11 protein-coding genes and 1 riboswitch are annotated in these 14,485 nt (G+C 44.2%); of the genes, 8 read left to right on the forward strand and 3 right to left on the reverse strand.

What is annotated here, in order from left to right; genetic code table 11:
- Positions 1-33: 33 nt before the first annotated feature.
- The 3 genes from cotA to WA279_RS13200 all read right to left on the reverse strand — a co-directional run bounded on the left by cotA (position 34) and on the right by WA279_RS13200 (position 3,461).
- Positions 34-1,575 carry an outer spore coat copper-dependent laccase CotA gene (gene cotA / locus WA279_RS13190; RefSeq protein WP_163189627.1) on the reverse strand — a complete coding sequence of 514 codons (1,542 nt, stop codon included), beginning with the start codon at positions 1,573-1,575 and terminating at the stop codon, positions 34-36.
- Between the two features lie 151 nt (positions 1,576-1,726).
- Positions 1,727-3,136 carry a GABA permease gene (gene gabP / locus WA279_RS13195; protein WP_014479049.1) on the reverse strand — a complete coding sequence of 470 codons (1,410 nt, stop codon included), beginning with the start codon at positions 3,134-3,136 and terminating at the stop codon, positions 1,727-1,729.
- Positions 3,137-3,173: 37 nt separating this feature from the next.
- On the reverse strand, positions 3,174-3,461 hold the full coding sequence (locus WA279_RS13200) for a hypothetical protein (RefSeq protein ID WP_336155578.1): 288 nt from the start codon (positions 3,459-3,461) through the stop codon (positions 3,174-3,176).
- A 73-nt stretch (positions 3,462-3,534) separates the two neighbouring features.
- On the opposite strand from WA279_RS13200, the gene mneS reads away from it, so the two are divergent.
- The 8 genes from mneS to pbuG all read left to right on the forward strand — a co-directional run bounded on the left by mneS (position 3,535) and on the right by pbuG (position 14,451).
- Entirely contained in the window at positions 3,535-4,407 is an 873-nt protein-coding gene (mneS, locus tag WA279_RS13205; protein WP_336155580.1) for a manganese transporter MneS, read from the forward strand.
- Between the two features lie 150 nt (positions 4,408-4,557).
- Positions 4,558-5,520, forward strand: coding sequence for an AAA family ATPase (locus WA279_RS13210; RefSeq protein ID WP_003233978.1), 963 nt, complete (start codon positions 4,558-4,560; stop codon positions 5,518-5,520).
- Positions 5,520-6,716 carry a DUF58 domain-containing protein gene (locus WA279_RS13215; protein ID WP_336155582.1) on the forward strand — a complete coding sequence of 399 codons (1,197 nt, stop codon included), beginning with the start codon at positions 5,520-5,522 and terminating at the stop codon, positions 6,714-6,716. The genes WA279_RS13210 and WA279_RS13215 overlap by 1 nt, the downstream gene beginning before the upstream one ends.
- Positions 6,717-6,737: 21 nt before the next feature.
- Positions 6,738-8,951, forward strand: coding sequence for a DUF4129 domain-containing transglutaminase family protein (locus tag WA279_RS13220; protein WP_336155584.1), 2,214 nt, complete (start codon positions 6,738-6,740; stop codon positions 8,949-8,951).
- 162 nt (positions 8,952-9,113) lie between these two features.
- Entirely contained in the window at positions 9,114-10,655 is a 1,542-nt protein-coding gene (guaA, locus tag WA279_RS13225) for a glutamine-hydrolyzing GMP synthase (RefSeq protein WP_031315522.1), read from the forward strand.
- Positions 10,656-10,762: 107 nt separating this feature from the next.
- Positions 10,763-11,296 (forward strand): sigma-70 family RNA polymerase sigma factor, encoded by a 534-nt coding sequence (locus WA279_RS13230; RefSeq protein WP_015482893.1) that lies wholly within the window; start codon positions 10,763-10,765, stop codon positions 11,294-11,296.
- Positions 11,278-12,744: a DUF4179 domain-containing protein gene (locus WA279_RS13235; RefSeq protein ID WP_015382990.1), complete on the forward strand. Its 1,467-nt coding sequence runs from the start codon at positions 11,278-11,280 to the stop codon at positions 12,742-12,744. Before WA279_RS13230 ends, WA279_RS13235 begins: the two co-directional genes overlap by 19 nt.
- Before the next feature lie 147 nt (positions 12,745-12,891).
- Positions 12,892-12,993: riboswitch (purine riboswitch) on the forward strand.
- 135 nt (positions 12,994-13,128) lie between these two features.
- Positions 13,129-14,451 (forward strand): hypoxanthine/guanine permease PbuG, encoded by a 1,323-nt coding sequence (gene pbuG / locus WA279_RS13240; RefSeq protein ID WP_015252659.1) that lies wholly within the window; start codon positions 13,129-13,131, stop codon positions 14,449-14,451.
- Positions 14,452-14,485: the final 34 nt, after the last annotated feature.

Below are 14,485 nucleotides of genomic sequence, written 5' to 3' on the forward strand. Positions count from 1 at the left end.
AAAAACTTGCCTGCTAGAGGCAAGTTTGTCGGGTTATTTATAGGGATCTGTTATATCCATCGGTCTCATCATGTCATAGTCTTCATGCTCTAGAATATGGCAATGCCATACGTATCGTCCGCTGTACGGACCGAATGTCGCTGCGATTCTCAGGACTTCACCTGCATGCGCTTGAATGGTGTCTTTCCAGCCCTTTTCACTTGGCGGCGGCGGGACAGCCGGACCGGTATAGGACAATTCCCCGCTTTCTTGATAACGGGCGATATCAAACGGCCGCCGGTCTAATACACGGAAGGAGACTAGATGCAGGTGGATCGGATGTGTTCCGCGCGTCGGGTTGATAATGGACCATATTTCAGTTGTGCCGACTTTTGGTGCTTCTGTGACGGGATCGTGCCAGCGTTTGTTATTAAGCAGAAGGACGGGTCTGCCGTATTCGTCCTGGGTGCCTGCCAGTTTTAACGTTCTGATGTTTTGTATTCTTTCATGCTGTACCGAAGGGTATGAGGCGAGGTACTTCGGCTTTCTGCTTTCGTCTTTTTGTGCCAATGGTTTTGTGACTCTGAATTGCATGATATTCGCATCTGTTTCAGGATTGACGTCACCGCCGCAGCCCGCGCTGTTTGCCAAAATGATCGATTCTCCTTCATATGCTGTGAAGTCAATGATGATATCATAACGTTCAGCAGGCGCAAGGCTGAAAGAATTCAGTTTAACAGATCGCGGCAGGAGCCCTCCATCTGAACCAACCTGAATAAACTCTCCGCCATTATCGAGTGACAGGTTATAGGTTCTTGTATTGGAGGCGTTGATGACACGGAATCGGTATTTCCTTGGCTCGACCTCCAAGTATGGCCATACCTTCCCGTTGACGAGTATGGTTTCTCCGCAAAAAGCCGGAACGATTGAAGGATTAGGCAGTGACGGAGAAGGGTTTTCCGGTGCGCTCGGATAAAACAAAGAACCGTCCTCATTGATCGTGCGGTCTGTGATAAGAAGCGGCACATCGTATTCGTCAGAAGGCAGTTTTAAGCGTTTTTCCTTTGGGTCATGAATGATATAAGCACCGACAAGTCCGGCATAGACATTTAGCCTGGTGAGCGCCATGGCGTGATCGTGATACCATAATATAGCCCCGCGCTGTTGGTTCGGATAATGATAAACCTCTCTTTTGAAATAAGGTCCTGTTTGTTCAAAGTCTTTGGAAAACCAAGCCTCCGGATACCCGTCACTATCATCTGGCGTGACGCCGCCGTGTAAATGAACAACAGTCTTTACCTCGGGCTCTTCATGCTGGCTGTCACTGTGATGAATAGTGTGATCAATCGGAAGGAAATGCGTGGAAGGAAGGTTATTCATCCATTTTACATATACGTTTTCATTTCTTTTAACCTCAATGGTCGGCCCCGGAAATAAGCCGTTGTAGCCCCACAGGCGGGTTGGAGGGAGATCGCGATGGAGCTGATGGGTGCATTCCTCCATGGTCACTTCGTAGTATGTTTTTTCTTTTGATTGCTGTACTGGCTTTAGTGTATCTGGGATTGGGAGAGCATCCACAAATTTTTCAAGTGTCATTTTCATCTGTCCTTATCTAAATTTTCCAAATTGGTACTATAGTTAATGACAATAAGGACGTGATGGTTACAAAAAATCTTCGTGCTGCAGACCGCCCGAAGAAGTAAATAACAAAATCCTAAACGGCAGGCCGTTTAGGATTTGATCAGCATTAAGGCAGGATATCGGGCTGCTGCTGTGTAACTGGGTTGGCAGCTGCTTTCTCGCTCACCTTGCGTTTTCTGAACACAAGGTAAGAAATCAGAACGATTCCCGTGATGACGCCTGTCAGCAGCAGCTCGTCTCTCATGGAATCAATAAACGCCATGGACACTAAAATTCCGCAAATGGCGAGGATGGTCAAGTAGGTTAGGAAAGGGAAGAGCCACATTTTGATCTTCAATGCTTCTGGGTTTGTTTTTTCGAGTTTTTTCCGCATTTTCAGCTGGGAAACTGCGATGACAAGATAGACGAGTAAAGCGATTGCGCCTGATGAGTTGACTAAGAATAAAAAGACGGTATCCGGTGAAAAATAGTTCATTACGACCGCGATATAAGAGAAAAATGTCCCGGCCACAATGGCTTGTACGGGAACGCCTTTTTTGCTCAATTTCATAAAACGGCGCGGCGCTTCGTTTCTTTCTGCAAGTGAATACAGCATTCTGGATGTGGTGTACAAACCTGAATTCAGGCAAGAGAGTACAGCTGTGAGGACGATAAAGTTCATGATCTGTGCGGCTGCCGGCACTCCTATATGCTCAAGTACAGCGACGAAAGGGCTTTCTAAAATATTTGCTGAATTCCATGGCAACAGCGCTACGACAATGGCGATTGAGCCCACGTAAAAGACGATGATGCGCCATACAACGGATCTGGTGGCTTTTGTCACAGATTCGATCGGATTGGATGTTTCCCCTGCTGCAATGGCAACGATTTCAGTTCCCATAAAAGAGAAGATGACAACGACAATGCCGAGCAATACGGAGCTGATGCCCTCCGGGAAAAATCCGCCTTTGCCTGTAAGATTCGAAAAACCGACTGGCTCACTGCCCGGTGCAAAGCCAAAAATAAAGGCAAAACCAACGATTAGAAAAGCAATGATAGTCACAACTTTAATGAGGGAGAACCAATATTCAAACTCACCGAAAGACTTAACGGAGTAGACGTTTGTCAGGGTGAGCACAATGGTCAAGATCAAACTTGTCAGCCACAGCGGAATATCATGGAACCAGTATTGAATAATGCCAGCACCGGCAATGGCTTCGATCGCGATGACGATCACCCAGAAAAACCAGTACAGCCAGCCGATTGTAAATCCTGCCCACGGTCCGATGGCGTCGTGAGCGTATTGAGAAAACGATCCGCTCGTCGGGTTTACGGCAGACATCTCACCGAGCATTCTCATAATAAAAATCACCAATAATCCGGCTAACGCGTAAGAAACAACAGCACCCGGACCGGTCGAGTGAATCACTGAACCGCTGCCTACAAATAGGCCGGCTCCGATTACACCGGCAATCGAAATCATTGTCATATGGCGGGTCTTTAATTCCTTTTTTAATCCTGATTGAGACTGGTTCATAAGTTACCTCCTTTTAAAATGGAATCATTACTGAATATTATGATAATTGAAACTTTATCATAAATATACAGTTTGTCGAAAATTCGTGTGAGAAAATATAACGTTTTATTTCAAATTTGCAGTATTTTGTTTGCGTTTTCAGCGAATGTGTGGAAAAAATGTTTCGTTTTTTATTCGCTATATGATTTTGTGTACTATTTACAATTCGATAGAATGCGAGAAGCGCTGGTGTCATTGGATCTGATGGGCTTTTTGGCGGAGCAAATAAATTGGATGAGAGAAAAAGTGTTCCATCGTCACTATTTTTCTGTGGCGGGTGAATCATGTTTCTGTAGACCCACTGCGGATCAGCTTTGTAAGATAATAATAGGAAAATGTGAGCGGGGAGGAGGTTTTGTATGGAGAGATATGATGAACTGAAAAAGGGAGAATCCGGAGCGCTGGTCAGCATTGCCGCGTATCTTGTTCTTTCCGCAATTAAACTGATCATCGGTTATCTTTTTCACTCGGAAGCACTTACGGCAGACGGGTTAAATAACACAACTGACATTATTGCTTCTGTTGCTGTGCTGATTGGCCTGCGCATCTCTCAAAAGCCTCCTGACGAAGATCATCCATACGGCCACTTTCGAGCGGAAACGATTGCATCGCTTATCGCATCGTTTATTATGATGGTTGTCGGACTGCAAGTGCTGTTCAGCGCCGGAGAATCTATTTTTTCTGCTAAACAAGAGACGCCGGATATGATTGCGGCCTGGACGGCAGTGGGCGGGGCAGTCCTGATGCTGATCGTTTATCGGTACAATAAAAGGCTGGCCAAAAAGGTGAATAGCCAGGCGCTCCTTGCTGCGGCTGCTGATAATAAATCAGACGCATTCGTCAGTATCGGCACATTTATCGGCATTGTGGCTGCTCAATTCCATCTTGCTTGGATTGATACGGTCACTGCGTTTGTGATCGGTCTGCTTATTTGCAAGACCGCATGGGATATCTTTAAAGAGTCATCTCACTCTTTGACAGATGGATTCGACATAAAGGACATTTCCGCTTATAAACAGACAATCGAAAAAATCTCCGGTGTGAGCCGTTTAAAAGACATAAAAGCAAGATACTTGGGCAGTACGGTTCATGTTGATGTGGTGGTTGAGGTATCGGCAGATTTAAATATTACGGAAAGCCACGATATAGCCAATGAAATTGAGCGGAGAATGAAGGAGGAGCATGCGATTGATTATTCGCATGTTCATATGGAGCCTTTAGAACACAAATAATTGAGCTTCCTGCCACAGGAAGCTTTTTTGTGTGTTTTGGCCAGCTTTATTGGAAACAATTTGCTAGAATCGTTTTTTTATACAGATTGCTTTTTGTGGTAAAGTTAGGTTACATTATGATGAATTTTGTAGATGACTAGGAGGAAAAGAATGGCATATCAAGAAGACCTGCATCCTTTGCTGGGGAAAGCAGTTGAACATATTAATAGAGTAATGGTTGGAAAACGAGACATCGCCATACTCAGCTTAGCAGCCCTTCTTGCCAAAGGACATGTGTTGCTTGAGGATGTACCCGGAGTCGGAAAAACGATGATGGTCCGCGCGCTGGCAAAGTCAATCGGCGCTGATTTCAAAAGAATCCAATTCACTCCGGATTTGCTGCCATCTGATGTAACAGGGGTATCTATCTATAATGCGAAAACGATGGAATTTGAATATCGTCCCGGCCCGATTATGGGAAATATCGTACTGGCAGATGAAATCAACCGTACCTCTCCGAAGACACAGTCGGCTTTGCTCGAAGCGATGGAAGAGGGGAGCGTCACGGTAGATGGCCATACGATGCAGCTTGCCGATCCGTTTTTTGTGATGGCAACGCAAAACCCGGTCGAATATGAAGGAACCTATCCTTTGCCGGAAGCCCAGCTTGACCGGTTTTTATTCAAACTTCGGATGGGTTATCCGTCCTTTAATGAAGAGCTTGACGTCTTATCTCTTCAGGAAAAAAGCCATCCGATTGAGACGCTTGAGCCGGTTATTGCAAAAGAAGACTTCATCTGTTTACAGAGGGAAGTGCAAAATGTCCGTGCTGATGACAGCATTAAGGAATATATTGTTGAAATCGTGCAGAAAACGAGACAGCATCCTTCTGTCCAATTAGGCGTCAGTCCGCGCGGCTCAATCGCCCTTATGAAAGCGGCACAGGCATACGCGCTGCTGCATCATCGCGACTATGTCATCCCGGATGATATTCAATATTTAGCTCCTTTCACGCTGCCGCACCGGATGATGCTTCATCCTGAGGCAAAATTTGAAGGGATTCAGGCAGAAGCGATCGTAAGGGAGATCATGTCAGCTGTGAAGGTGCCGGTTCAAAGGTCGTCGGTCCGCTGATGAATAAGAAATGGCAATGGCTCGTATATGGTTGGAAGCTGATTATATTAACTTTATTGACGGCTGCTGTTTTTTCTTATGCGATGTTTCAGGGCGGCTTTGTCAGCTGGTTTTTGTTTTACGCGTTTCTCCCTTTTGTCTTGTATGCCGGGCTGCTGGCCTTGTATCCGCTCCGTTCTTTTCAGGCTTCAAGGCAAATGGATAGAACACAATTGCATGCGGGGGACAGGCTGGGCGTAACGGTTACGCTGAGAAGAAAGCTGCCATTTCCCCTGATGTATATGGTGATTGAAGATTGCCTGCCAGAAGGTATCGAGTCATTAAATCGAGACGGAGCCGCGGCCAAACGGCTCGTTTTTCCTTGGTTTAAACGGAGCATGACGATGTCGTATGAATTAGCTCGGGTACCGCGCGGAGAGCATCACTTTCATTCTGTCAGGGTGCGAACCGGGGATGTTCTTGGCTTGATTGAAAAAACAGCATTTTTTGAGCTGGATGATACCCTGTTTGTTTATCCATTCTTTCAGCGTTTTTCCTATCAGGTGAATGAGAGGCATCAAGAAGACGGTGTAAGCAGTTCTTCTCCTATTCATCAGCACCATTCCTCAGTCGCAGCAAGTGTGCGGAATTATCAGCCGGGAGACCGGTTTGCTGCGTTAGATTGGAAGACATCTGCACGGCGGAGCCAGCTGATGACGAAGGAATTTGAGCCTTCTCGCAGCAAAAATCTGTTTCTGCTGATGGACCGTTTTTCCTCAGACGCATTCGAAGAGGTCGTTTCAGTGACAGCTTCGATTCTTCATTCTGTTTTAAAAAACGGCGCGGGCGCTGGCTTGGCTTCCATCGGAAAGGAAAAAAACATTTTCCCTATTCAGGAAGGGGATCAGCATTTTAAGCACATGCTTCGGCATTTAGCCATCGCTCATTGTGATGCGGCAGACCCGATAAGCCGATATGCACGGGAAGAGCTGGGAAAGCCATCTGTTCGCCAAGCTGATCAAGTTGTTGTCACGGGACAGTTAACGGAAGATATGCTGCACCTCGCAGATATAGGAGGCGGCCGGGTTACGGTGATACTGGCAAAAGAGAAAGATGCTGAGCTCTCTCAAGCTGAAAATGTCATGATTGAACGCATGATGAAACGCCAAATCAGAGTTCGGGTCATGAGGGGCGGGCGAGTTTCGCGTGTTGTTTAGAAAGAGAGGTGACTGGTTCACATGCCGCACGATGATCACAAGGGAAGCCGTTTGAGCTTGCTGTTATTTTATTTTCTGGCTTTTTTATTGCTGTGGGAGTGGCTCAGGCCGCTTGACAGTTTTACTGAAACGAAACATACAGGCTTTTTTAGTGTCTTTATCGGTTTGACGTTTCTGCTGACTTTTTTCAGGATGAGGTGGTTTGTCACCGTTCCTTTTTGTGTCATATTTACATTGATCTCGATACACATCCTGTTTTATCAAGGATCTATATTCGACTTGAGCTGGGTCAGCTCTTTTTTGCAGGATGTCTATCTGAATATCACGCTGATTCAATCTGGGCAATGGAATGACATGATTCCTTCATTTCGGACCCTGCTGTTTTTTGTGCTGCTGTGGCTGCTGGTCTATCTCCTGCATTATTGGGTGATTTACCAGAGAAGAATTTTGTTTTTCTTTTTGATGACAGTAGCGTATATTACGATTCTTGATACCTTTACGCCATATGATGCCACTTTTGCCGTTATCCGTATCGTGCTGATCGGCTTCTTTATGTTGGGCCTTTTATACTTGGAACGCATTAAGCTGATGGAAAGAATCACACTGCCAAAAACATCTGTCCTGAAATGGTTTCTTCCTTTATCTGTATTGGTTTTGGCTGCAACGGGATTCGGACTCGCCGCTCCAAAATCAGAGCCGGCCTGGCCTGATCCGGTGCCTTTTCTTAAAAAAATCACTCATCAAGACCGCGTGTCTGCAGGGGAAAGCAAAATCGGATACGGGAATCATGATGAATCACTCGGCGGCCCGTTCCAGCAGGATGCTACACCTGTTTTTACATGGCAGGGAAAAGAGCGTACGTATTTCCGTGTGGAAACGAAGGACACGTATACCGGAAAAGGCTGGATTGAAACAGACACAGGCATGTCGTATCAGCTTAGCAATGGAAAAGTTGAAAATCTGTGGTTTGACCATAAGGTTGCGACAGAGCGCCGCACCGTCCGTGTGAAAGTCGATAAGCACTACGGGTATAACCATTTGATGTATCCGATTGGTGCGGAAACCATTCAGCCAAAGCAGGCTGTCTCACTTGAAATGAACGGCAACACGGAGCAAATTTCTCCGATCAGTGAACAAGCCGGTGAAATCAGAAATATGGGGAATTATACTGTAACGTACAATTCCCCGGTCTATAAGCTGGATGAACTGAGAAAGGTAAAAGTGAGAAAAAACAGTGAGGAGTACACATTCAGCGATCGCTACATGCAGCTTCCAGATTCACTGCCAGAGCGGGTGAGAACCCTTGCGATCAAACTGACTCAGGATCACGACAATATGTTTGATAAGGTGAAAGCGGTTGAGGACTATTTAGGGTCAAATGCGTTCACCTATGAAACAGAAAACGTGACCATTCCTAAGAATGATGAAGATTATGTCGATCAATTTCTCTTTGAAACGAAAATGGGTTATTGTGATAACTTTTCTTCCGCCATGGTGGTGCTCTTGCGCTCGGCCGGCATTCCGGCCCGCTGGGTAAAGGGTTATACGTCCGGCGAATACAAAGAAGCAGGGAACAAAAATGGCAGCATTTACGAAGTGACAAATAACAACGCCCATTCCTGGGTAGAGGTGTATTTCCCGGAACAGGGCTGGGTTACATTTGAGCCGACTAAAGGGTTTACAAATCCGGCTCAATTTACTTCTTCTGACACAAAGAACTCCGGCAGCGATAACAGCAGCTCGCCGAAGAAAGCAAAAGAGAAACAGAAAGAAGAGAAAAAACAGCCGCAAAAAGAGGAAAAACAAAAGGAAAAGCGGGAGCCAGCTGTTTCTAAAAAGCCGTCCGCTTCACATACCAATGCAGGTGCGGGCTTGTATGCAGCGCTTGCGGTTCTTGCAGTCCTCCTGGTGGCAGCTGTATTGCTGTATGTTTTCCGCTCGTTATGGATTCCTGTTTTCACCGTGAGGAAATTGAAGCGGCGCAGCGATCAGCACGCGTTTTTTGAGGCATATGACGCGCTTCTGAAACAACTGAAGAGAAAAGGGCTGCCGAAACGAGGCAGTGAAACGCTGCGTGATTATGCAAAACGAATCGATGAAAAATACGACATAGAAGACATGTCAAAGCTGACATTAAGCTATGAAAGGGCGCTTTACAGAAATGAAGATTCTTCAGCGCTTTGGAATGATTCCAGAGAGTTATGGGAAAATTTAATTAAAAGAAGATGGTCTTGACCGCTTATCAACGTGTTGTTAGAATTAGTGAATATTATCGGAGTCTGGGAGCGAGTTGGCCTGACTCCGGCAAACGGCCTTGCCAAAGAGGGCGGAGCGAGCTTCATATCTGTCCTCGTTTTTTTCTGTGTCAAAAAACTTAGAGGAGATTAGGTGACAACCATGACAAAGTTAGTGAATGAAATGATTCTTGTCCTTGATTTCGGCAGTCAGTATAACCAGCTGATTACACGCCGTATCCGTGAATTCGGTGTTTACAGCGAGCTGCATCCACATACATTGACGGCTGAAGAAATTAAAAAAATGAATCCAAAAGGAATTATTTTATCCGGCGGTCCAAACAGTGTGTATGATGAAAACTCTTTCCGCTGTGACGAGAAAATCTTCGAGCTTGATATTCCTGTTTTGGGAATTTGCTACGGCATGCAGTTGATGACTCATTACCTTGGCGGTAAAGTTGAAGCAGCAAGCCAGCGTGAATACGGAAAAGCAAACATCCGCATCGAAGGCACACCTGATTTGTTCAAAGATCTTCCAAACGAACAAGTGGTTTGGATGAGCCACGGCGATTTGGTTGTAGAAGTTCCTGAAGGTTTCACTGTTGACGCGACAAGCCATCACTGCCCGAACTCAGCAATGAGCAAAGCGGACAAAAAATGGTATGGCGTTCAGTTCCACCCGGAAGTGCGCCACTCTGAATACGGCAATGATCTTCTGAAAAACTTTGTATTCGGTGTTTGCGAATGCGAAGGCGAATGGTCAATGGAGAACTTTATCGAAATCGAAATGCAAAAAATCCGTGAAACGGTCGGAGACAAACAGGTTCTTTGCGCGCTAAGCGGCGGCGTTGATTCCTCTGTTGTTGCTGTTTTGATTCATAAAGCGATCGGCGACCAGCTGACTTGTATCTTTGTAGACCATGGTCTTCTCCGTAAAGGCGAAGCTGAGGGTGTTATGAAAACATTCAGCGAAGGCTTTAACATGAATGTGATTAAAGTAGACGCAAAAGATCGATTCTTAAACAAACTAAAAGGCGTTTCTGATCCTGAACAAAAACGCAAAATCATCGGTAATGAATTCATTTACGTGTTTGATGATGAAGCGGACAAGCTCAAAGGCATCGACTACCTTGCACAAGGTACGCTTTACACAGATATCATCGAGAGCGGTACAGCAACGGCGCAAACGATCAAATCTCACCACAATGTCGGCGGACTTCCTGAAGACATGCAGTTTGAGCTGATCGAGCCGTTAAACACGCTCTTCAAAGACGAAGTGCGCGCGCTTGGCACAGAGCTCGGCATTCCGGATGAAATCGTATGGCGTCAGCCGTTCCCAGGACCGGGCCTCGGAATCCGTGTTCTTGGCGAAGTAACAGAAGAAAAACTGGAAATCGTTCGTGAATCAGATGCAATCTTGCGTGAAGAAGTTGCAAATCACGGGTTAGAGCGTGATATCTGGCAATACTTCACTGTTCTACCTGACATCCGCAGCGTTGGTGTTATGGGTGACGCAAGAACATATGATTACACAATCGGAATCCGCGCCGTTACATCAATCGACGGCATGACATCTGACTGGGCGCGTATCCCGTGGGATGTGCTTGAAGTCATTTCGACACGTATCGTAAACGAAGTGAAGCACATTAACCGCGTGGTGTACGATATTACAAGTAAGCCGCCTGCGACGATTGAGTGGGAATAAGTAAATAACAAAGGAAAAACGTCCCTTTCAAAAGGGGCGTTTTTTTTGTTAACTTTTTGAAACCGTTTCGACAGTTTTCGTATCTAACAACATAGGAGGTGGATAAGGTGAAGGAAGAAAGATTGATTACAAAGGCGAGAAAAGGAAATGCTCGGGCCTTTGAAAAGCTTATGCTGGCACATCAGGAGACTTTATATAAAACAGCTTATCTCTATTTAAGAAATAAAGAAGATGCACTTGATGCTGTACAGGAAACAGCTTATAAAGCTTTTATCAGTATAGAAAAACTAAAAGAGCCAAAGTATTTTTTAACGTGGCTTACTCGAATATTGATCAATTCCATTTTTGCCATGAATAAAAAGAAAGGAGAATTGGTTCCGTTCGAGAAACATCACGATACTGGAATCGATCAAGGTAATATTGAGGAATATATAGACCTGCGAAATGCACTTGATACACTTGATGAACATGTTCAGCTCACGATTCAGCTCTATTATTTTCAAGATTATTCGATTTCAATGATAGCTGAACAAACAGGAATGGCAGAAGGCACAATTAAAACCCATTTACATAGAGCGAGAAAAGCATTGAAACAGGAGCTGGAAAAGGAGGATCAAAACAAATGGACAAACACCAAATGAAGCAGATGTATGATGACATAGCAGTGCCAAAGAAAGCACTCAAAAAGGCAATACATCAAGCTGTCGTTCGTGCTGAAAATGAAAGTAACACAAGGCGCCGTTTTAAATGGGCACGAACTATTACAAATGGAATGGCTATTGCTGCTGTGGTATGTATATTGTATTTATCATCTGGTCTTTTTCTTCCCTCTGTAAACAAAGCGATGGGGAGCATACCCATTGTCGGACAAATTTATAAGGATTTTCAAGATAAAGTTGGTCTATCATTGTTTAAAAGCAATTTGGTCACAGCTTTAAATGAAAAAGCAGACTCCAGGGGAATCACTGTTTCTGTAAACAGCTCCTATTACGATGCCGGACAGCTTGTTTATAACTTCACTGTTGATAACTTCCACTCTGATGAAAAAGAGATCATGTATGATGTCGACGAAACGAGTTATAGCGACAACTTTTCAATCAACTACGATTCCTTAATGCTTAAAAAATTAAATAACAAGCAATACGCAGGACAATTAAGGATTTATACAAATGGTACTGAAATAAAAAATGGGGAAACCGTGCCCTTTGTAATTACTCATATCAATGAAATACAGGGAAATTGGAGATTCAAACTGCCTATTACCAAAAAGAATGCGGGTTATTTAGAAAGCTCAAAAGTTATATCGGCTTATCATAATCGTTATCAATTTTCCAATATTCAAGTGGAAAACGGGAAACTTGGATCTGTCCTTCAATTTACAATCGATTATCAAGGCATAGCAAAGCATGATACGGTTGAAATTAACGAAGTTAAAGATGATTTAGGAAACACATATGAGATGTCAGCATCAAACATCGAACTTGGAGATCGCATAAAGGTAAACGAGAGAACGGTAAGAGCAAAAGGACAAACACAGTTAGAATCACCAATCAATCCAAAAGCGAAAAAGCTAACATTAATTGCAGATATTAGATCTGAGGCTGAGGGCAGTGAAATCGTCCCTCTAAATGCAGAGATGCCGTATCGTCTTTCGGAAACAAAGCATCAAAACATAGGGATAGAAATCAATAACATTAAACAAGAGGGGAGGGAAGTATTGGTTCATTACCGTTTCACTGGAGTTGATACTTCAAATATGTCAAAAGATGACTTAGTGAATATAGGTGAAATGATTGGCCTTGGTGATATGAAAAAAATGCAATCATGGTCTGATCCAATGGCTTATTATGAAGAAGGTTATTATTTGAAATGGAATAAAGCTGAAGTGAAGAATATGGACACAGCCGAAATGGTATCAACTTTTGAACTGGATGACGCTTATCTTGATAAGCTGTCTTTAAAGCATTTTGAGTTTAATGAATACGGTCTGTATATTGATAAAGGCGTTTTAAATGACCTGATTCAACTAAAGCCATTCTCGTTTACTGTACCAGTGCATCAGGTGAGTCAGCCTACCGAAAAAAAATAATCATAAGTTGAAAAGCCGTATGTTGCCATACATACGGTTTTTATCATTGTTACCAATTTAGTCAATAGACGAATAAACCAATTTTTTTAATAAGTAATGTTCGTTGTTTATATTGTCAATTCAAAATGAACTTGGTACAATAGACACAGAAATCAAATAAGATGAATTCGTATAATCGCGGGAATATGGCTCGCAAGTCTCTACCAAGCTACCGTAAATGGCTTGACTACGTAAACATTTCTTTCGTTTGATATAAATAAAACACGTTTATTTATTCGAACTGAAATCCGACTGTAGTCAAGCGTCCCAAAATGTATTGGGGCGCTTTTTATTTGGCGTTTTCAGGACAGAATAAATAGCAAAGAGTGAAGGGAGTCAAATAGCTTGAAAAAGTATTTTCAGTTTGATGAGCTGGGCACCAGCTATCGCAATGAAATCATTGGCGGATTAACGACTTTTTTATCTATGGCATATATTTTGTTCGTCAATCCGATTACGCTTGCTTTGGACAGCGTGAAAGATTTTCCGGAGGCGCTGAGAATTGACCAGGGTGCGGTCTTTACGGCGACAGCGCTGGCGTCTGCAGCAGGCTGTATCTTAATGGGATTAATAGCGAGATATCCGATTGCCATCGCGCCGGGTATGGGGCTGAACGCGTTTTTTGCGTTTTCTGTTGTCCTTGGTATGGGTATTTCATGGCAGGCAGCTTTGTCTGGTGTTTTTATTTCAGGCCTTATTTTCGTTGCTCTTTCTTTAACAGGTTTTCGTGAAAAAATCATCAACGCCATTCCGCCTGAGCTGAAATTGGCAGTCGGTGCGGGGATCGGCCTGTTTATTACATTCGTTGGTTTGCAAGGCTCAGGAATCATTACTGCAAATCCTTCTACGCTCGTCACGATCGGAAACATTCACAGCGGTCCTGTGCTGTTAACGATTTTCGGTGTGATTGTCACGGTTATATTAATGGTGCTTCGCGTGAACGCAGGCGTGTTTATCGGGATGCTGTTAACAGCGGTTGCCGGCATGATTTTCGGTTTGGTTCCGGTTCCGACTCAAATTGTCGGCAGTGTGCCGAGCCTTGCGCCGACTTTCGGACAAGCGTGGATTCACCTCCCGGATATTTTCTCCGTACAAATGCTGATCGTTATTTTAACATTCTTGTTTGTCGGATTTTTTGATACAGCTGGTACACTTGTTGCTGTGGCGACACAAGCTGGTTTAATGAAGGAAAATAAATTGCCGCGTGCGGGCCGTGCGCTTTTAGCTGATTCATCTTCTATTGTGATCGGTGCCGTGCTTGGTACGTCTACAACAACTTCTTATGTGGAATCAAGCTCAGGTGTCGCTGCTGGTGCCCGTTCAGGGTTTGCCGCAATTGTAACAGGGATTCTCTTTTTACTTGCTACGTTTTTCTCGCCGCTCCTATCAGTCGTTACATCAAATGTAACAGCGCCGGCGCTTATTATTGTTGGTGCATTGATGGTGGCGCCGCTTGGCAAAATCGCTTGGGATAAGTTCGAAGTGGCCGTTCCTGCTTTCCTTACCATGATCATGATGCCGTTAACGTACAGCATTGCGACTGGTATTGCCATCGGGTTTATTTTCTATCCGATTACAATGGTGTGCAAAGGAAAAGCTAAAGAGGTTCATCCAATCATGTACGGGCTGTTTGTCGTATTTATCCTGTACTTTATCTTCTTAAAATAAGAATTGAAAAACCAGCTGCACCGGCAGCTGGTTT

Source organism: Bacillus sp. 204(2023), assembly GCF_037027505.1.
Classification (GTDB): Bacteria; Bacillota; Bacilli; order Bacillales; family Bacillaceae; genus Bacillus; species Bacillus subtilis.

Excerpts from the sequence above, each read along its gene's own strand:
- cotA (WP_163189627.1), bottom strand. The coding sequence starts at position 1,575 with ATGACACTTGAAAAATTTGTGGATGCTCTCCCAATCCCAGATACACTA.
- gabP (WP_014479049.1), bottom strand. The coding sequence starts at position 3,136 with ATGAACCAGTCTCAATCAGGATTAAAAAAGGAATTAAAGACCCGCCAT.
- WA279_RS13200 (WP_336155578.1), bottom strand. The coding sequence starts at position 3,461 with ATGATTCACCCGCCACAGAAAAATAGTGACGATGGAACACTTTTTCTC.
- mneS (WP_336155580.1), top strand. The coding sequence starts at position 3,535 with ATGGAGAGATATGATGAACTGAAAAAGGGAGAATCCGGAGCGCTGGTC.
- WA279_RS13210 (WP_003233978.1), top strand. The coding sequence starts at position 4,558 with ATGGCATATCAAGAAGACCTGCATCCTTTGCTGGGGAAAGCAGTTGAA.
- WA279_RS13215 (WP_336155582.1), top strand. The coding sequence starts at position 5,520 with ATGAATAAGAAATGGCAATGGCTCGTATATGGTTGGAAGCTGATTATA.
- WA279_RS13220 (WP_336155584.1), top strand. The coding sequence starts at position 6,738 with ATGCCGCACGATGATCACAAGGGAAGCCGTTTGAGCTTGCTGTTATTT.
- guaA (WP_031315522.1), top strand. The coding sequence starts at position 9,114 with ATGACAAAGTTAGTGAATGAAATGATTCTTGTCCTTGATTTCGGCAGT.
- WA279_RS13235 (WP_015382990.1), top strand. The coding sequence starts at position 11,278 with ATGGACAAACACCAAATGAAGCAGATGTATGATGACATAGCAGTGCCA.